This is a genomic window from Brevundimonas sp. EYE_349, from assembly GCF_023147505.1.
Lineage (GTDB): Bacteria > Pseudomonadota > Alphaproteobacteria > Caulobacterales > Caulobacteraceae > Brevundimonas.
This window is the reverse complement of the sequence record NZ_JAHXPB010000011.1, coordinates 39243-54643: the sequence shown is the minus strand read 5'-3', so window position 1 is coordinate 54643 and position 15401 is coordinate 39243. Positions and strand designations below refer to the sequence as shown.

The 15401-nt window shown below is 67.5% G+C and carries 11 protein-coding genes; 8 read left to right on the top strand and 3 right to left on the bottom strand.

What is annotated here, in order from left to right; all coding sequences use genetic code 11:
* The first annotated feature begins 3 nt into the window (after positions 1-3).
* Genes kdpA through KZX42_RS16230 form a run of 6 tightly spaced genes read left to right on the top strand, consistent with a single transcriptional unit; the run spans position 4 to position 8531 of the window.
* Complete coding sequence (gene kdpA, locus KZX42_RS16255; protein WP_248121088.1) at positions 4-1713, top strand: potassium-transporting ATPase subunit KdpA; 1710 nt, start codon at positions 4-6, stop codon at positions 1711-1713.
* Positions 1714-1731: 18 nt separating this feature from the next.
* Complete coding sequence (gene kdpB / locus KZX42_RS16250; protein WP_248121087.1) at positions 1732-3798, top strand: potassium-transporting ATPase subunit KdpB; 2067 nt, start codon at positions 1732-1734, stop codon at positions 3796-3798.
* A gap of 23 nt (positions 3799-3821) precedes the next feature.
* Positions 3822-4568, top strand: coding sequence for a TorF family putative porin (locus tag KZX42_RS16245; RefSeq protein WP_248121085.1), 747 nt, complete (start codon positions 3822-3824; stop codon positions 4566-4568).
* Between the two features lie 10 nt (positions 4569-4578).
* A complete protein-coding gene (gene kdpC / locus KZX42_RS16240) occupies positions 4579-5157 on the top strand; it encodes a K(+)-transporting ATPase subunit C (protein ID WP_248121084.1) in 579 nt (192 codons plus the stop codon).
* Positions 5158-7842 carry a sensor histidine kinase KdpD gene (locus KZX42_RS16235; RefSeq protein WP_282438985.1) on the top strand — a complete coding sequence of 895 codons (2685 nt, stop codon included), beginning with the start codon at positions 5158-5160 and terminating at the stop codon, positions 7840-7842.
* A complete protein-coding gene (locus KZX42_RS16230; protein WP_248121081.1) occupies positions 7842-8531 on the top strand; it encodes a response regulator in 690 nt (229 codons plus the stop codon). Before KZX42_RS16235 ends, KZX42_RS16230 begins: the two co-directional genes overlap by 1 nt.
* A 176-nt stretch (positions 8532-8707) precedes the next feature.
* Here KZX42_RS16230 and prpB read toward each other — a convergent pair whose 3' ends face one another.
* The 3 genes from prpB to KZX42_RS16215 are packed head-to-tail and all read right to left on the bottom strand — an operon-like array spanning position 8708 to position 11258.
* Entirely contained in the window at positions 8708-9631 is a 924-nt protein-coding gene (prpB, locus tag KZX42_RS16225) for a methylisocitrate lyase (RefSeq protein ID WP_248121079.1), read from the bottom strand.
* Between the two features lie 27 nt (positions 9632-9658).
* On the bottom strand, positions 9659-10816 hold the full coding sequence (prpC, locus tag KZX42_RS16220) for a 2-methylcitrate synthase (protein WP_248121077.1): 1158 nt from the start codon (positions 10814-10816) through the stop codon (positions 9659-9661).
* Positions 10817-10832: 16 nt separating this feature from the next.
* Positions 10833-11258 carry an acyl-CoA thioesterase gene (locus tag KZX42_RS16215; RefSeq protein ID WP_248121075.1) on the bottom strand — a complete coding sequence of 142 codons (426 nt, stop codon included), beginning with the start codon at positions 11256-11258 and terminating at the stop codon, positions 10833-10835.
* 250 nt (positions 11259-11508) lie between these two features.
* On the opposite strand from KZX42_RS16215, the gene acnD reads away from it, so the two are divergent.
* Positions 11509-14133 carry a Fe/S-dependent 2-methylisocitrate dehydratase AcnD gene (gene acnD / locus KZX42_RS16210; protein WP_248121073.1) on the top strand — a complete coding sequence of 875 codons (2625 nt, stop codon included), beginning with the start codon at positions 11509-11511 and terminating at the stop codon, positions 14131-14133.
* Positions 14133-15341: a 2-methylaconitate cis-trans isomerase PrpF gene (prpF, locus tag KZX42_RS16205; protein ID WP_248121071.1), complete on the top strand. Its 1209-nt coding sequence runs from the start codon at positions 14133-14135 to the stop codon at positions 15339-15341. The genes acnD and prpF overlap by 1 nt, the downstream gene beginning before the upstream one ends.
* The last annotated feature ends 60 nt before the right edge of the window (positions 15342-15401 follow it).

Sequence of the window (15401 nt, the reverse complement as noted above, 5' to 3'; positions counted from 1 at the left end):
CTCATGAACATTCAAGGATGGGGCGAGATCGCCCTGACTCTCGGGCTGGCCGTTCTGCTCGGCTGGCCCATCGGCGTTTACATGTCGCGTGTCTGGAACGGCGAGCGGACCTGGCTGGACCCGGTGCTGAAGCCGGTGGAGGCCGTCTTCTATGGCGCGGCGGGCGTCGATCCGAAACGCAGCCAGGGCTGGTTGGGCTATGCCGGGGCGCTGCTGGCCTTCAACCTGGCGGGCTTTGTGCTGCTGTATGCGATCCTGCGGCTGCAGGGCGTGCTGCCGATGAACCCCCAGGGGTTCGCGGGCGTCTCGCCGCACCTGGCCTTCAACACCGCCGTCAGCTTCGTGACCAACACCAACTGGCAGAGCTATGGCGGGGAGGCGACGATGTCGACCTTTACGCAGATGGTTGGTCTGACGGTGCAGAACTTCGTCTCGGCCGCGACCGGGGCGACCATCGCCGCCGCCCTGGCGCGGGCCTTCGTGGCCCATCGCGGCGAGGGGGTCGGCAACTTCTGGGCCGATCTGACGCGGACCACTCTCTATGTCCTCTTGCCCGCCGCGCTGATCCTGGCGGTCGCCCTGGCGGGGCTGGGCGTGGTTCAGAGCCTGGCCGCCAGTGTCCACGTCGTCGGGGTCGAGGGCGGGTCGCAGACCCTGCCGCTGTTCCCGGCGGCCAGCCAGGTGGCGATCAAACAACTGGGCATTAACGGTGGCGGCGTCTTCAACACCAATGGCGCCCATCCGTTCGAGAACCCGAACGCCATGACCAATCTGCTGACCGCCGTGGCGATCAACGTCATGGGCTGGGCCGCCTTCTTCGCCTTTGGCCGCACGGCGCTGGCGGGACGCGACATAAGGGCGCTGGCGACAGCGGCGCTGATCCTGCTGAGCGTCTCCTCGGCCGCGATGTACGTCATCGAAACCCAGCCGCCGCCGTCCCTGGTCGCGGCCCACGTGGACGCCTCGGTGAACATGGAGGGCAAGGAGGTCCGCTTCGGCGCCCCCGCCTCGACCGTCTGGTCCGTCGTGACGACCGGCGCCTCCAACGGCTCGGTCAACGCCATGCACGCCAGCTTCATGCCCCTGGGCGGGGCGCTGCAGATGTTCCTGATGCAGTTGGGCGAGATCCTGCCCGGCGGCGTCGGTTCGGGCATCGCCATCATGGTGGTCATGGCCCTGCTGGCGGTCTTCGTCGCTGGTCTGATGGTCGGTCGCACGCCCGAATATCTGGGCAAGAAGATCGAGGCGCGCGAAATCCAGTTCGCCATGATCGCGGTGCTGATCCTGCCGCTGGCCATACTGGGCTTTACGGCGATCGCGGCCGTCTTCCCCACCGCTCTCGCCGGTCTGCTGAACAAGGGACCGCACGGCCTGTCGGAGATGCTTTACGCCTACACTTCGGCGGCGGCGAACAATGGGTCGGCCTTTGCGGGCCTGAGCGCCAATACGCCTTGGTGGAATACAACCCTGGGTCTGGCCATGCTGTTTGGGCGGTTCATTCCCGCCGTCGCGGTACTGGCCATCGCCGGCAGCCTGGTCGCCAAGCCGAAGCTGGCGTCCAGCGTCGGCGCCCTGCCCACCGACAACAGCCTGTTCATCGGTTTGCTGATTGGCGTGATCCTCATCCTGGGCGGACTGCAGTTCCTGCCCGCCCTCGCCCTGGGGCCGATCGTCGAGCACTTCCAGGTGCTGGCGGCGGTCGCCGGCGCCTGATCCCTCGGACATCCTGACATGACACAACTCACTCTCGATCCCCGCGAGGGCTGCCGTGCGTCGCCCCTCGCGGGCGGGCTCTCCGGGGCGATGATCGGTCGCGCCGTGGGCGAGGCGGTGGTCAAGCTGAACCCCGTCAAATTGATCAAGAACCCGGTCATCTTCACCACCTGGATCGTGGCGCTGCTGTCCACGATCTCGGCGGCGGCGGCCGTCGCGGGCGGACAGTCGGCCGGATTTGCGGTGCAATTGGCCCTGTGGCTGTGGGCCACGGTCCTGTTCGCCAATGTCGCCGAGAGCGTCGCCGAGGGGCGGGGCAAGGCGGCGGCCGATTCCTTGCGCGCCACCCGCGTCACGACCAAGGCCAAGCTGATCGTCGACCCCGCGACCGGCACGGTGGTCTCGACCAACGCCTCGGAACTCGAAGTCGGGTCGATCATCCTGGTCGAGGCCGGCGACGTGATCGCCTCTGACGGCGAAATCATCGAGGGCGTCGCCTCGGTCAACGAGGCCGCCATCACCGGCGAAAGCGCCCCGGTGATCCGCGAAAGCGGCGGCGACCGTTCGGCCGTGACCGGCGGCACCACCGTCGTCTCGGACTGGATCAAGGTGCGCATCACCGCCAAGCCCGGCTCGACCTTCCTGGACCGCATGATCGCCATGGTCGAGGGCGCGGATCGCCGGAAGACGCCGAACGAACTGGCCCTGGCCGTGCTGCTGGCCGGCCTGACGTTGATCTTCCTGATCGCGGTCGTGACCCTGGTTGGGCTGGGCGCGTACTCGGGCGTCGATCTGGACCCGATGGTCTTGGGCGCCCTGTTCATCACCCTCATCCCGACCACGATCGGAGGGCTGCTGTCCGCCGTCGGCATCGCCGGGATGGACCGGCTGTTGAAGGTGAACGTGCTGGCCACCTCGGGCCGTGCGGTGGAGGCGGCAGGCGATGTGGACACCCTGCTGCTCGACAAGACCGGCACAATCACCTTCGGCAACCGCATGGCGACCGAGGTCATCCCGGTTCCGGGCGTCCGTCCCGAAGCCGCCCTGGCCGCCGCCGTCATGGCGTCCCTGGCCGACGAGACGCCGGAAGGCCGCTCCATCGTCGAACTGGGCCGCAATGCGGGCGTCTCGGTCGATCAGCCGGCCGGCGCCGTCGCCATCCCCTTCACCGCCGTCACCCGTCAGTCGGGTCTGGATGTCGGCGAGGACAGTTGGAGGAAGGGGGCGGTCGACGCCGTGCTCAAGGATCTCGACCTGACCGACGGCGCGGCCCCGGCCGAGTTCCGTCAGGCGGTAGACCGGATCGCCCGTTCGGGCGGCACGCCTCTGGCCGTCACTCAGAACGGCATGCTGGTCGGCGTCATCCACCTGAAGGACGTGGTCAAGCCGGGGGTGAAGGCCCGTTTCGCCGACCTGCGCCGGATGGGGCTGCGCACCGTGATGATCACCGGCGACAATCCGGTCACGGCGGCGGCCATCGCCTCGGAGGCCGGAGTGGACGACTTCCTGGCGGAGGCCACGCCCGAGGACAAGATGCGGCTGATCAAGGCCGAACAGGCCAAGGGCCGTCTGGTCGCCATGTGCGGCGACGGCGCCAATGACGCCCCCGCCCTGGCTCAGGCCGATGTCGGCGTGGCCATGCAGACCGGGGCCCAGGCCGCGCGCGAGGCTGGCAATATGGTTGATCTCGACAGCGACCCGACCAAGGTCATCGAGATCGTCGAGGTCGGCAAGCAACTGCTGATCACGCGCGGCGCCCTGACCACCTTTTCGGTGGCCAATGACGTGGCCAAATATTTCGCCATCATCCCGGCGATGTTCGTGGTGGCCCTGCCGTCGCTGGGCGCGCTGAACATCATGCGGCTGCACAGCCCCGAAAGCGCCATCCTGTCGGCGGTCATCTTCAACGCCCTGGTCATCGTCGCCCTGATCCCTCTGGCTTTGAAGGGGGTCAGATACCGGGCCATCGGCGCCGGCGCCCTGTTGGGTCGCAACCTGCTGATCTACGGCCTGGGCGGACTGATCGCGCCCTTCGTCGGCATCAAGCTGATCGACCTTCTCATTTCCGCGCTTGGCCTGGCCTGATGCGTGTTTCCAAGGACATCTTCATGCGTAAACCCCTCTTCAGAGCCTCGGGCCGCAACGACGCCTGGTTCGCCGCCGCCTGCATCCTGGGCCTTTCAGGCCTTGGTCTGTGCAGCCAAGCCAGGGCGCAGGACGGCTCCGCTCCAACACTGTCGGCTTCTAAGGTCTCGGCCAATATCGCCCTGGCCTCCGACTATGTCTTTCGCGGCGTCAGCCAGACCCGGGAGAGACCCGCGATATCGGCGGGCGTCGATCTGACGAACAATGGATTCTACGCCGGCGCCTGGGCCTCCAATGTCGATTTCGGCGACAGCACGGACGCCGAGGTCGATCTCTACGCCGGCTATCGACCCGAAGTCGCCGGCTATGCGCTCGACTTCGGCCTGGTCGGCTATCTCTACCCCGGCCAGCCGGAGGGCGCGGACTATGACTACGTCGAACTGAAAGCCGCCGCATCGCGTGCCGTCGGTCCCGCAACCCTGGGCGCCGCCGTCTATTATTCGCCGGACTTCTTCGGCGCGGCCGAGGATCAGGCGACCTATGCCGAGATCAACGGCGCCGTCCGCCCCGCCGACAAGTGGACGATCTCTGGCGCGGTCGGGCGTCAGTGGGTGTCTTCGGACCTGGACTATACGACGTGGAACCTGGGCGCGGCCTATCAGCTGACCCCCAATCTGGCGCTGGACGTGCGCTATCACGACACCGACCAGCACGGCTTCGGCGACGGCTACGGCGCGCGCGCCGCAGCCACGCTGAAAGCCGCCTTCTGAGGCGACGATCATGGTCAATCAACTTCGTCCGGCCGTCGTCATGATAGGCCTGTTCACCCTGCTGCTGGGCCTGGCCTATCCGCTGGCCGTCACCGGGATCGCGCTGGCGGTCTTCCCCGATCAGGCCGAAGGCAGCCTTGTCCGAGACGCCGCAGGCCAGGTCGTGGGTTCCGCCCTGATCGGTCAGCCGTTTGCGGGCGCGACCTATCTGCACCCGCGGCCCTCGGCGGCGGGCAAGGGCTATGACGCCGCCGCCTCGTCCGGCTCGAACCTGGGGCCGTTGAACCCGGACCTGGCCGCCCGCGTCGCCGAAAGCGCCAGGGCTATCCGCGCCGAGGACGGTCCGGGGATCATCCCCGCCGATGCGGTGACGACCTCGGGTTCCGGTCTCGACCCCGACGTGTCTGCGGCCTACGCTCGGCTTCAGGCCGCGCGGATCGCCCGCGCCAGAGGCGTTCCCGTGCAGCAGGTCCAGAGCATCATCGAGGCGCACATCGAGGGGGCCTTCTTGGGCTTCATCGGCCAGCCGCATGTTAATGTCCTGATGACCAACCGCGCGCTGGACGCCCGCTTCGGCGCGGAGGGCTGATTGCCCCAAACGGCGCCGGCAACCTCCGCTAATTCAGCCGTTCCGCGCCGCAAGCGCGGGCGGCTGAAGGTCTTTCTTGGCATGTCGCCCGGCGTGGGCAAGACCTACGAGATGCTGCGCGCCGCGCGCCGGCGAAAGGCCGAGGGGCTGGATGTCGTGGTCGGCGTGGTCGAGACCCACGGCCGCAAGGAGACGATGAGCCTGCTGCGCGGGCTGGACGTCATGCCGCGCGCACCCATCGAACACCGCGACCGCGCCCTGATGGAGTTCGATCTGGACGGCGCTCTCGCGCGGCGGCCCGAACTGCTGCTGGTCGACGAATACGCCCATTCCAACGCGCCCGGTTCGCGCCATCCCAAGCGGTGGCAGGACGTGGAGGAACTGCGCGACGCTGGGATCGACGTCTGGACGACGCTGAACATCCAGCATCTGGAAAGCCTGTCCGACGTCATCCTGCGCATCACCGGCGTTCGCCAGCGCGAGGCCGTGCCCGACAGCGTCCTCACCGGAGCCGACGACATCGAGTTCATCGACATCACGCCTGAGGATCTGCGGGCGCGCCTGGCCGAGGGCAAGGTCTATGTGCCTGAGACGGCGCGCGTGGCGTCGGAGAACTTCTTCAGGATCGAGAACCTGACGGCCCTGCGCGAACTGGCTCTGCGCCGGGCGGCCCAGACAGTGGACGACCAACTGCTTTCGCATCTGCGCGAGCGGGGCGTGTCGGGGCCGTGGGCGGCGAACGAGCGCATTCTGGTGCTGGTCGGCGGGGACGCCATGACCGCTTCCCTGGTGCGGACCGGGCGGCGGATGTCGGACATGATGATGGACGCCCCCTGGTCCGTGGCCCACGTCGAACGACCCAGCGGATCGCGCGCCGACGCCCGGTCGGCGGGGCGGCTGTCTGAGGCCTTCAAGCTGGCGGAGCAACTGGGCGGGCGGCCCGTGACCATCAGCGGCGACGATGTGGTGCGCGCCGTGCTGGATCACGCCCATCGCAACAACGTCACCCAGATCGTCATCGGCAAAACGCGCGGCGGGCGGTTCAGCGAATGGACCGGCCGGGCGCTGGCGACCGAACTGCTGCGCAAGGCGCAAGGGGTCGCCGTCCACGTCGTGACAGAGGGCGACCTGACCGCGCCCGAACCGGCGACACGGTCGGGTGTCCGGGCGGCGCTGGACTGGCGCGGCTATCCGGTCGGCGGGGCCTTCGTCCTGGCGGCGACAGGGGCGGCCCTCTTGCTGGACGCCCGGTTCGAGCGGGTCGATCTGGGCGTGATCTATCTGGCGGCGGTGGTGGCGGCGGGGGTGCTGAACGGGCTCAGGCCCGCTCTGGCGGCGGCGACCCTGGCCTTTCTGACCTATAACTTCCTGTTCCTCCAGCCGCGCTACAGCTTCCTGATCGGGTCGCCGACGGACGTCCTGACCCTTATCCTGTTCTGGGGCGTGGCCCTGGGGACGGGCGCCTTGGCGGGGCGCGTGCGCGAACAGGCGCGGGCGGCCCAGCGTCGCGCCGCCGCCGTTTCGGCGCTGCTGGCCGCCAGCCAAGCCCTGTCGGCCGGCCGGGATCGCGCCGCCACGGCCCGCAGCCTGGCCGAACAGGCCTCGGCCGCCGCCGGCGCGGGCGCCGTCGTCCTTCTGCCCGACGGCGAGGACATCGTTCTGACCGGCGCCAGCCCTGAGGGCGTGACCCTGGCCCCCGACGCCATGGCCGCCGCCCGCTGGGCCTGGACCCACGGCGAGGTCGCGGGCCACGGCACCGGCACCCTGCCGCAGACCTGTTGGCGGTTTCAGCCTCTTCAGGGCGTGCGCGCCCGGGCGGGCGTCGCCGGCATAGATGCGTCCGCCGTGGCGGCGGGCTCGGACGAGGAACGTCTGGCCATGGCCCTGCTGGACCAGGGCGCCGTGGCGCTGGAGCGGGCCGATCTGGCCGGTCAGGCGCTGGAGACCGAGACCCTGCGCCGCGCCGATCGTTTCCGCGCCGCCCTGATGAACTCGGTCAGCCACGATCTGCGCACCCCCCTGTCCACCATCCTGGGCTCGGCGACGACCCTGATCGACTATGGCGCGACTCTGAAGCCCGAGGTCCGCGACGACCTGCTGCTCAGCATCCGCGAAGAGGCCGAACGCCTGTCGCGCTATGTCGGGGATCTGCTGGACATGACCCGGCTGGAGGGCGGGGGGCTGAACGTCCGCACCGACTGGACCGATGTGCGCGACATCCTGAATGCGGCCGCCGAGCGGGTGTCGCGCCGTCTGGGCCGGCGCAGGGTCGCGCGCGACTTCCCGGCGCAGCTCAGTCTGGTCGAGGCTGATCCCGGCCTGCTGGAACAGGCGGTGGTCAATATTCTTGAGAACGCCATCGCCTACAGTACCGACGACACGAGCATCGAACTAGCGGCCTATGAGGATCGCGGCGCCGTCGTCATCTCCATCGAGGATCAGGGGCGCGGCATCCCGACCGCCGAGCTGGAACGGGTGTTCGACAAGTTCCGCCGCATGGAGGAATCCACCGACCGCGCAAAAGGAGCGGGACTGGGTCTGGCCATCGCCAAGGGCTTCGTCGAAGCCATGCGCGGCCGCATCGCCGCCGCCAGCCCGATCCAGGACGACGCCGCCGGCAAACGCGGCGCCCGCATCCTGATTCGCCTGCCCAAATCCATCGCCACCCACCCGGATCTGCTCTGATGTCCGCCGTTCGCCCCCAGGTTCTGGTCATTGACGACGAACCCCAGATCCATCGTTTCCTGGCGCCCGCGCTGGACGCCGCCGGCTATGAGCCCCGCCGCGCCGACAGCGGTCAGGAGGGCCTGCGCGCCATCGCCCTGTGGAGCCCCGACGCGGTGGTTCTGGATCTGGGACTGCCCGATATGGACGGCAAGGATGTGCTGACCCGCGCGCGTGCGTTCTATCCGGGACCGATCATCGTCTTGTCCGCCCGTGACCGCGAGGCCGAGAAGATCACGGCCCTGGACCTGGGCGCCAACGACTATGTCGAAAAGCCGTTCGGCGTGGGCGAACTGCTGGCCCGCATCCGCGCGGGTCTGCGCCAGGGCGCGCTGACGCCGATCGTGGGCGGCGTGGTCACGGCGGGCGATATGGTGATCGACCTGGACCGTCGCATCGTCTCCCGCGCGGGCGAGCGGGTGAAGCTGCGCCCCAAGGAATACGAGGTCCTGGCCTTTCTGGCCCGCAACGCCGGCAAGGTGCTGGGTCACGTCGATCTGCTGAAGACCATATGGGGCGCCGGCCATGCCGACGACGTCCAGTATCTGCGCGTCGTCGTCGGTCAGCTTCGGCAAAAGCTGGAGGCGGACCCGGCCCAGCCAGTCATGCTCGTGACCGAGCCCGGCATCGGCTATCGGCTGGTCGTCTAAGCGGCATCGGCCGACGTGTAGGTCAGTCGCTGAGCGAAGTAGCGCAGCTGATCGCCAGGCACGAAGTCGATGGGCTTTGAAAGGGACGGCTTCCGCCCGGCCCGGAAGACCAAAGGGCCTTCAGGCCGTCCTTGCCAAAGAAGACTGACGCACGCCGAGCGCGGCGCTTCGGCGGATCAGTCTTCCTGCGGCATGCCTTGGGGCACGATGGTCTTGATGATCGAGGCGTCCAGTTCCTCGAAGGTGTGCAGGCCGATGGTGTCGTACAGTTCTTGGCGGGTCTGCATGCGGTCCACATATTTGTGCGTCCCGCCATTGGCCTTGATCGAGGCGTACAGTTCCGACTGCGCTTTGTTGGCGACGCGCAGGGACGACACGGGCCAGATCACCATCTTGTAGCCCATCTGCTCGAACTCGGCGGCCGTGTAGAAGGGCGTCTTGCCGAACTCGGTCATATTGGCCAGCAGGGGGACGCCGGGCATGGCCTTGGCGAACTTCTCGAACATCTCGCGGGTGTTGAGCGCTTCGGGGAAGATGCAGTCGGCGCCGGCGTCGACATACATCTTGGCGCGGTCGACGGCGGCGTCGAAACCTTCCACGCCGGCCGCGTCGGTGCGGGCCATGATGACGATGTCGCGGCTGGCCTTCTTGGCGGCGGCGACCTTGGCGGCCATGTCGAGGGCCGGGACCAGGGCCTTGCCGTTCAGGTGGCCGCACTTCTTGGGCAGGATCTGGTCTTCCAGGTGTACGGCGCCGGCGCCCGCCTCCTCGAACGTCCGCACCATGTGCATGACGTTCAGCGCCTCCCCATAGCCGGTGTCGCCGTCCACCAGCAGGGGAAGGCCGGACGCGCGGGCGATCTGGCGGATGAAGAAGGCGACTTCGTCCACCGTGATGATGCCCAGATCCGGCAGGCCCATGGAGGCCGTCATCGCCGCGCCCGACAGATAGACCCCGTCGAAGCCGGCGTTCCTGGCCTGGATGGCCGCCTGACCGTTGTGGGCGCCGGGCAACTGCCAGATTCCCTCGCGGGCCAGGGCGGCGCGGAAACGCTTGCCGGCGGATTCGGTCGGCAGGTCGGCGGCGACAAGATAGGGCATGGAGACTCCGTAGGCTTTCAGGCGGTCTTAGGCGCGTTCGGCCAGCGGCGCGAACGTGAGGTTTTCCGGGCCGGTATAGTTGGCCGAGGGGCGGATGATCTTGTTGTCGGTGCGTTGCTCGATCACATGGGCGGCCCAGCCCGTGGTGCGCGAGATGACGAACAGCGGCGTGAACATCGCCGTCGGCACGCCCATCATGTGGTAGGAGACGGCCGAGAACCAGTCGAGGTTCGGGAACATCTTCTTCTCGTCCATCATGACGCTCTCGATGCGTTCGGCGATGTCGTACATCCGGGTCGAACCGGCCTCGTCCGACAGGGTCTTGGCGACACGCTTGATGACGACATTGCGGGGGTCGCTGATCGTATAGACCGGGTGGCCGAAGCCGATGATGACCTCTTTCGCCTCCATGCGACGGCGAATGTCGGCCTCGGCCTCGTTGGCGTCGGCGTAGCGCTTCTGGATTTCGAAGGCGACTTCATTGGCTCCGCCGTGCTTGGGACCGCGCAGGGCGCCGATGGCCCCGGCGATGGCCGAGAACATGTCCGAGCCGGTCCCGGCGATGACGCGGGCGGTGAAGGTCGAGGCGTTGAACTCATGCTCGGCGTACAGGATCAGCGAGGTGTGCATGGCCCGCACCCAGCTGTCGGACGGCGCCGTACCATGCAGAAGATGCAGGAAATGGCCGCCGATGGAATCGTCGTCGGTCTCCACCTCGATGCGGCGGCCGTTCTGGCTGAAGTGGTGCCAGTAGAGCAGCATCGACCCCAAGGAGGCGATCAGCCGGTCGGCGATGTCGCGCGCGCCGGGGTGGTTGTGATCGTGCGCCTCCGGCAGGGCGCAGCCCAGGGCCGAAACGCCGGTCCGCATCACGTCCATCGGGTGGGCCGCCGCCGGAACCGTCTCCAACGCCGACTTCACGGCGGCGGGCAGGCCGCGCAGGGCCTTGAGCTTGGCCTTGTAGGCCTTGAGCTGAGCGGCGGTCGGCAAGGCGCCGTGGATCAGCAGGTGCGCGATTTCCTCGAACTCGCTGGTCTCTGCGAAGTCCAGAATGTCATAGCCCCGATAATGCAGGTCGTTGCCCGAGCGGCCGACGGTGCACAGGGCGGTGTTGCCCGCCAGGACGCCGGACAGGGCGACGGACTTCTTCGGCTTCACGCCAGGAGCGGCTGCGACTTCGGACATGGATTTCCTCGAAAGCTTATTGGGCGGCCACGGAGACCGGGGCGCCGGAGCAGGGGTGAAGGGTGATCGGGCGCGGTCGGCCCTCGGCGTCGACGGCGACCATTTCGAAGCGGCCGTTCAGCGCGGGGCGGCGCGCGCCGGTTGACAGGGTTTCGGCGACGCCCTCGACCTCCACGGTCAGAGACGTGCGACCGACGCGGATCACGCGCGCCACCATGTCCAGAAGTTCGCCGACGCGGACGGGCGTGTGAAAATCGGTGGCCTCCGACCGCGCCATCACGACGTCGTTGCGGGCGCGGCGGCTGGCGGCGACGAAGGCGGCCTTGCTCAGCAGGGCAAGGGCCGAACCGGCGAACAGCGCGCCATAATGATTGGCCTGTTCCGGGAAGACCATTTCGGCGAACCGGGTCTCGTCAGGGGGAAGCGGCGTCGGCGACGACATGGGAGCCTCGGACAGCGGATCATCCGCGAGGCCCTTGAATATTCACGCTTCGATCGATCTCAGAAGGACTGAAAGAGCGGAAATCAGTGAAGGCGATGCTGCAAATCCGCGAAAGCTGCAAACTTGGATGTGTCCGCAAAGTTTGCTGATTTGCAGGCCGGCGTTCACAAATCTCCGCCCTTTCAGGCGTTCCGAAGCCCCCGTCGCGGGTCGATAATGACGCGATGAAGTTCAGGGGAATTCGGCTCAAATGAATGAAGCCTATCGTCGCCGGCTGCTCGGTACGTCAGTCGAATATTTCGATGTGCGCGCGGCGGTTCACGCCATTCAGCCGGGAGCCTATGACCGTCTGCCCTATGTGTCGCGGGTGTTGGCCGAGCAACTGGTGCGTCATTGCGATCCCGCTTCACGCGACGAGGCGCTGAGGCAGATCGTCGAGCGCAAGCGCGATCTGGACTTTCCCTGGTATCCGGCGCGGGTCGTCTGCCACGACATTCTGGGCCAGACAGCCCTTGTCGATCTGGCGGGACTGCGCGACGCCATCGCCGAGCAGGGCGGCGATCCGGCCAAGGTCAATCCGGTCGTGCCGACCCAACTGATCGTCGACCATTCCCTGGCGGTCGAGGCGCCGGGGTTCGATCCCGAGGCCTTCGCCAAGAACCGCGCCATCGAGGATCGCCGCAACGAGGACCGCTTCCATTTCATCGAATGGACCAAGCGGGCCTTCGAGAATGTGGACGTCATTCCCGCCGGCAACGGCATCATGCACCAGATCAATCTGGAGAAGATGTCCCCCGTCGTGCAGGTGCGCGATGGGGTCGCCTTCCCCGACACCTGCGTCGGCACCGACAGCCATACGCCGCACGTCGACGCCCTGGGCGTCATAGCGATTGGAGTTGGCGGGCTGGAGGCCGAGACGGTGATGCTGGGGCGGCCGTCGATGATGCGCCTGCCTGACATCGTGGGCGTCAAGCTGACGGGGCGGCGCCATGAGGGCATCACCGCCACCGACATCGTGCTGGCCCTGACAGAGTTTCTGCGCAAGGAGCGGGTGGTCGGCGCCTGGCTGGAGTTCTTTGGCGAAGGGGCGGACAGCCTGACCATCGGCGACCGGGCCACCATCTCGAACATGTGCCCGGAGTACGGGGCGACGGCGGCGATGTTCTACATCGACCAGCAGACCATCGACTATCTGCGCCTGACCGGTCGCGAGCCCGACCAGATCGAACTGGTCGAGACCTATGCCAAGACCATCGGCCTTTGGGCCGACGCGCTGAAGACCGCCGACTATGAGCGGGTGCTGGCGTTCGATCTGTCGACGGTCGAGCGCAATCTGGCCGGACCTTCCAATCCGCATCGTCGCCTGCCGACCTCGGCCCTGCAGGCGCGCGGCGTGGCGGTCGATCTGGACGGCGCCCTGGCCGAAGAGCGTGACGGCCTGATGCCTGACGGCGCGGTCATCATCGCCGCCATCACCAGCTGCACCAACACCTCCAACCCCCGAAACGTGGTCGCGGCGGGCCTGGTGGCCCGAAAGGCCAACGCCCTGGGTCTGGTCCGCAAGCCCTGGGTCAAGACCTCGTTCGCGCCGGGCTCCAAGGTAGCGCAGCTGTATCTGGAAGACGCAGGCCTGCTGCCGGAACTGGAGGCGCTGGGCTTCGGCATCGTCGGCTTCGCCTGCACCACCTGCAACGGCATGTCGGGCGCGCTCGATCCGGTGATCCAGAACGAGATCGTTGAGCGCGACCTCTATACGACCGCTGTCCTGTCCGGGAACCGCAACTTCGACGGTCGCATCCATCCTTACGCCAAACAGGCCTTCCTGGCCTCGCCGCCGCTGGTGGTGGCCTACGCCATCGCCGGGACGGTGCGGTTCGATATCGAGCAGGATGTCCTGGGTGTTGCGCCCGACGGTCGTGAGATCCGCCTGAAGGACCTGTGGCCCGCCGATGCCGAGATCGACGCCATCGTCGGCAGGCACGTCAAGCCCGAACAGTTCCGCAACGTCTATGAGCCGATGTTCGCCAAGCGCCTGCATGGCGGAGCGCCCGCCGCGCCGCTGTATGACTGGCGGCCCCAGTCGACCTATATCCGACGTCCGCCCTATTGGGACACCGAGGGACTGGGCGCCCTGGCGGCCAGCCCCCGCACGCTGAAGGGGATGCGGCCCCTGGCCATACTGCCGGACAACATCACCACCGATCACCTGTCGCCGTCGAACGCCATCCTGCCGACCTCGGCGGCGGGCGAGTATCTGACGGCGATGGGCGTGCCGGAAGAGGACTACAACTCCTACGCCACCCATCGCGGCGATCACCTGACGGCCATGCGCGCCACCTTCGCCAACCCGCAGCTGGTCAATGAGATGGCCGTGGTCGACGGGGCGGTGAAGAAGGGCTCTCTGGCGCGGCTGGAGCCGGATGGTCAGGTGGTGCGGATGTGGGAGGCGATCGAGACCTATCTGGGCCGTCGCCAGCCGCTGATCATCATCGCCGGGGCCGATTACGGCCAGGGCTCGTCGCGCGACTGGGCCGCCAAGGGCGTGCGTCTGGCGGGGGTAGAGGCCATCGTCGCCGAGGGTTTCGAGCGGATTCACCGCACCAATCTGATCGGCATGGGCGTGATGCCGCTGGAGTTCACGGGCGGCGTGACCCGGCTGGGGCTGAAGCTGGACGGCACGGAAACCTATGACGTCATCGGCCAGCCCGCGGCGGGCGCCGAACTGAGCCTGGTCGTTCACCGAGCTGACGGGACGCAGGAGACGGTGTCGGTCAAATGCCGCCTGGACACCGCCGAGGAGGTCTCGATCTATGAGGCGGGCGGTGTGCTGCAACGCTTCGCTCAGGACTTCCTGGAACAGGAGGCCGCCGCCTGATGTCGCACGGTCCGCAGATACGCATCCCCGCCACCTATATGCGCGGCGGCACGTCCAAGGGCGTCTTCTTCCGCTTGGAAGACTTGCCCGACGCGGCGCGCGCGCCCGGCCCAGCGCGGGACCGGCTGTTCCAGCGGGTGATCGGCAGTCCGGACGCCTATGGCAAACAGATCGACGGCATGGGCGGCGCGACCTCCAGCACGTCGAAATGCGTGATCCTGTCGCCCAGCGACCGACCCGACCATGATGTCGACTATCTGTATGGCCAGGTCTCCATCGACACGGATTTCGTCGACTGGTCGGGCAACTGCGGGAATCTGTCGACGGCGGCGGGGGCCTTCGCCATCCATGCGGGCTATGTCGATGCAGGAGCCGACGGCGTCCGCACCGTTCGCATCTGGCAGGCCAATATCGGCAAGACCATCATCGCCCATGTCCCGGTTTCGGGCGGCGCGGTGCAGGAGACCGGCGACTTTGAACTGGACGGCGTGACCTTCCCCGCCGCTGAGATCGTGCTGGAATTCCTGGACCCCGCCGATGAGGGCGAGGCCAGTGACGGTTCGGGGGGCGCCATGTTCCCGACCGGCAATCTGATCGACGAACTGGATGTGCCGGAGGATCTGGTCGCGGGCGGCAGGTTGAAGGCCACGCTGATCAACGCCGGCATCCCAACCATCTTCGTGGACGCCGCCGACATCGGCTATACCGGCACCGAGTTGCAGGAGGCGATCAACGGCGATGCGGCGGCCCTGAAACGGTTCGAGGCCCTGCGCGCCATTGGCGCGGTTCGGATGGGGCTGATCGCATCGGTCGATGAGGCTTCGCGACGTCAGCACACGCCCAAGATCGCCTTCGTCGCGCCTGCGCGCGATCATGTCGTCTCCAGCGGCAGGACGATCAAGGCTCAGGAAATCGACCTGTTGGTTCGCGCCCTGTCGATGGGCAAGCTGCACCACGCCATGATGGGCACCGCCTCGGTGGCCATCGCCGTCGCGGCCGCTGTGCCGGGGACGCTGGTCAATCGGGCTGCAGGCGGCGGCAAGCGAAGCGCCGTGCGGTTCGGACATCCCTCGGGCGCGTTGCAAGTCGGCGCAGAGGCGGTGGAGCGCAACGGCGACTGGACGGTGTCGAAGGCGGTGATGAGCCGCAGCGCTCGGCGATTGATGGCGGGCGACGTCTTCGTGCCGTCGGAGCCTTGGCCGGTCTGAGCGGCGGCAAGACGTCTTGACATCTTCGTGTTTGCAATATTTGCATCTGTCGGTCAGTCT

Excerpts from the sequence above, each read along its gene's own strand:
- KZX42_RS16230 (WP_248121081.1), top strand. The coding sequence starts at position 7,842 with ATGTCCGCCGTTCGCCCCCAGGTTCTGGTCATTGACGACGAACCCCAG.
- kdpC (WP_248121084.1), top strand. The coding sequence starts at position 4,579 with ATGGTCAATCAACTTCGTCCGGCCGTCGTCATGATAGGCCTGTTCACC.
- kdpA (WP_248121088.1), top strand. The coding sequence starts at position 4 with ATGAACATTCAAGGATGGGGCGAGATCGCCCTGACTCTCGGGCTGGCC.
- prpB (WP_248121079.1), bottom strand. The coding sequence starts at position 9,631 with ATGCCCTATCTTGTCGCCGCCGACCTGCCGACCGAATCCGCCGGCAAG.
- acnD (WP_248121073.1), top strand. The coding sequence starts at position 11,509 with ATGAATGAAGCCTATCGTCGCCGGCTGCTCGGTACGTCAGTCGAATAT.
- KZX42_RS16215 (WP_248121075.1), bottom strand. The coding sequence starts at position 11,258 with ATGTCGTCGCCGACGCCGCTTCCCCCTGACGAGACCCGGTTCGCCGAA.
- kdpB (WP_248121087.1), top strand. The coding sequence starts at position 1,732 with ATGACACAACTCACTCTCGATCCCCGCGAGGGCTGCCGTGCGTCGCCC.
- prpC (WP_248121077.1), bottom strand. The coding sequence starts at position 10,816 with ATGTCCGAAGTCGCAGCCGCTCCTGGCGTGAAGCCGAAGAAGTCCGTC.
- prpF (WP_248121071.1), top strand. The coding sequence starts at position 14,133 with ATGTCGCACGGTCCGCAGATACGCATCCCCGCCACCTATATGCGCGGC.
- KZX42_RS16245 (WP_248121085.1), top strand. The coding sequence starts at position 3,822 with ATGCGTAAACCCCTCTTCAGAGCCTCGGGCCGCAACGACGCCTGGTTC.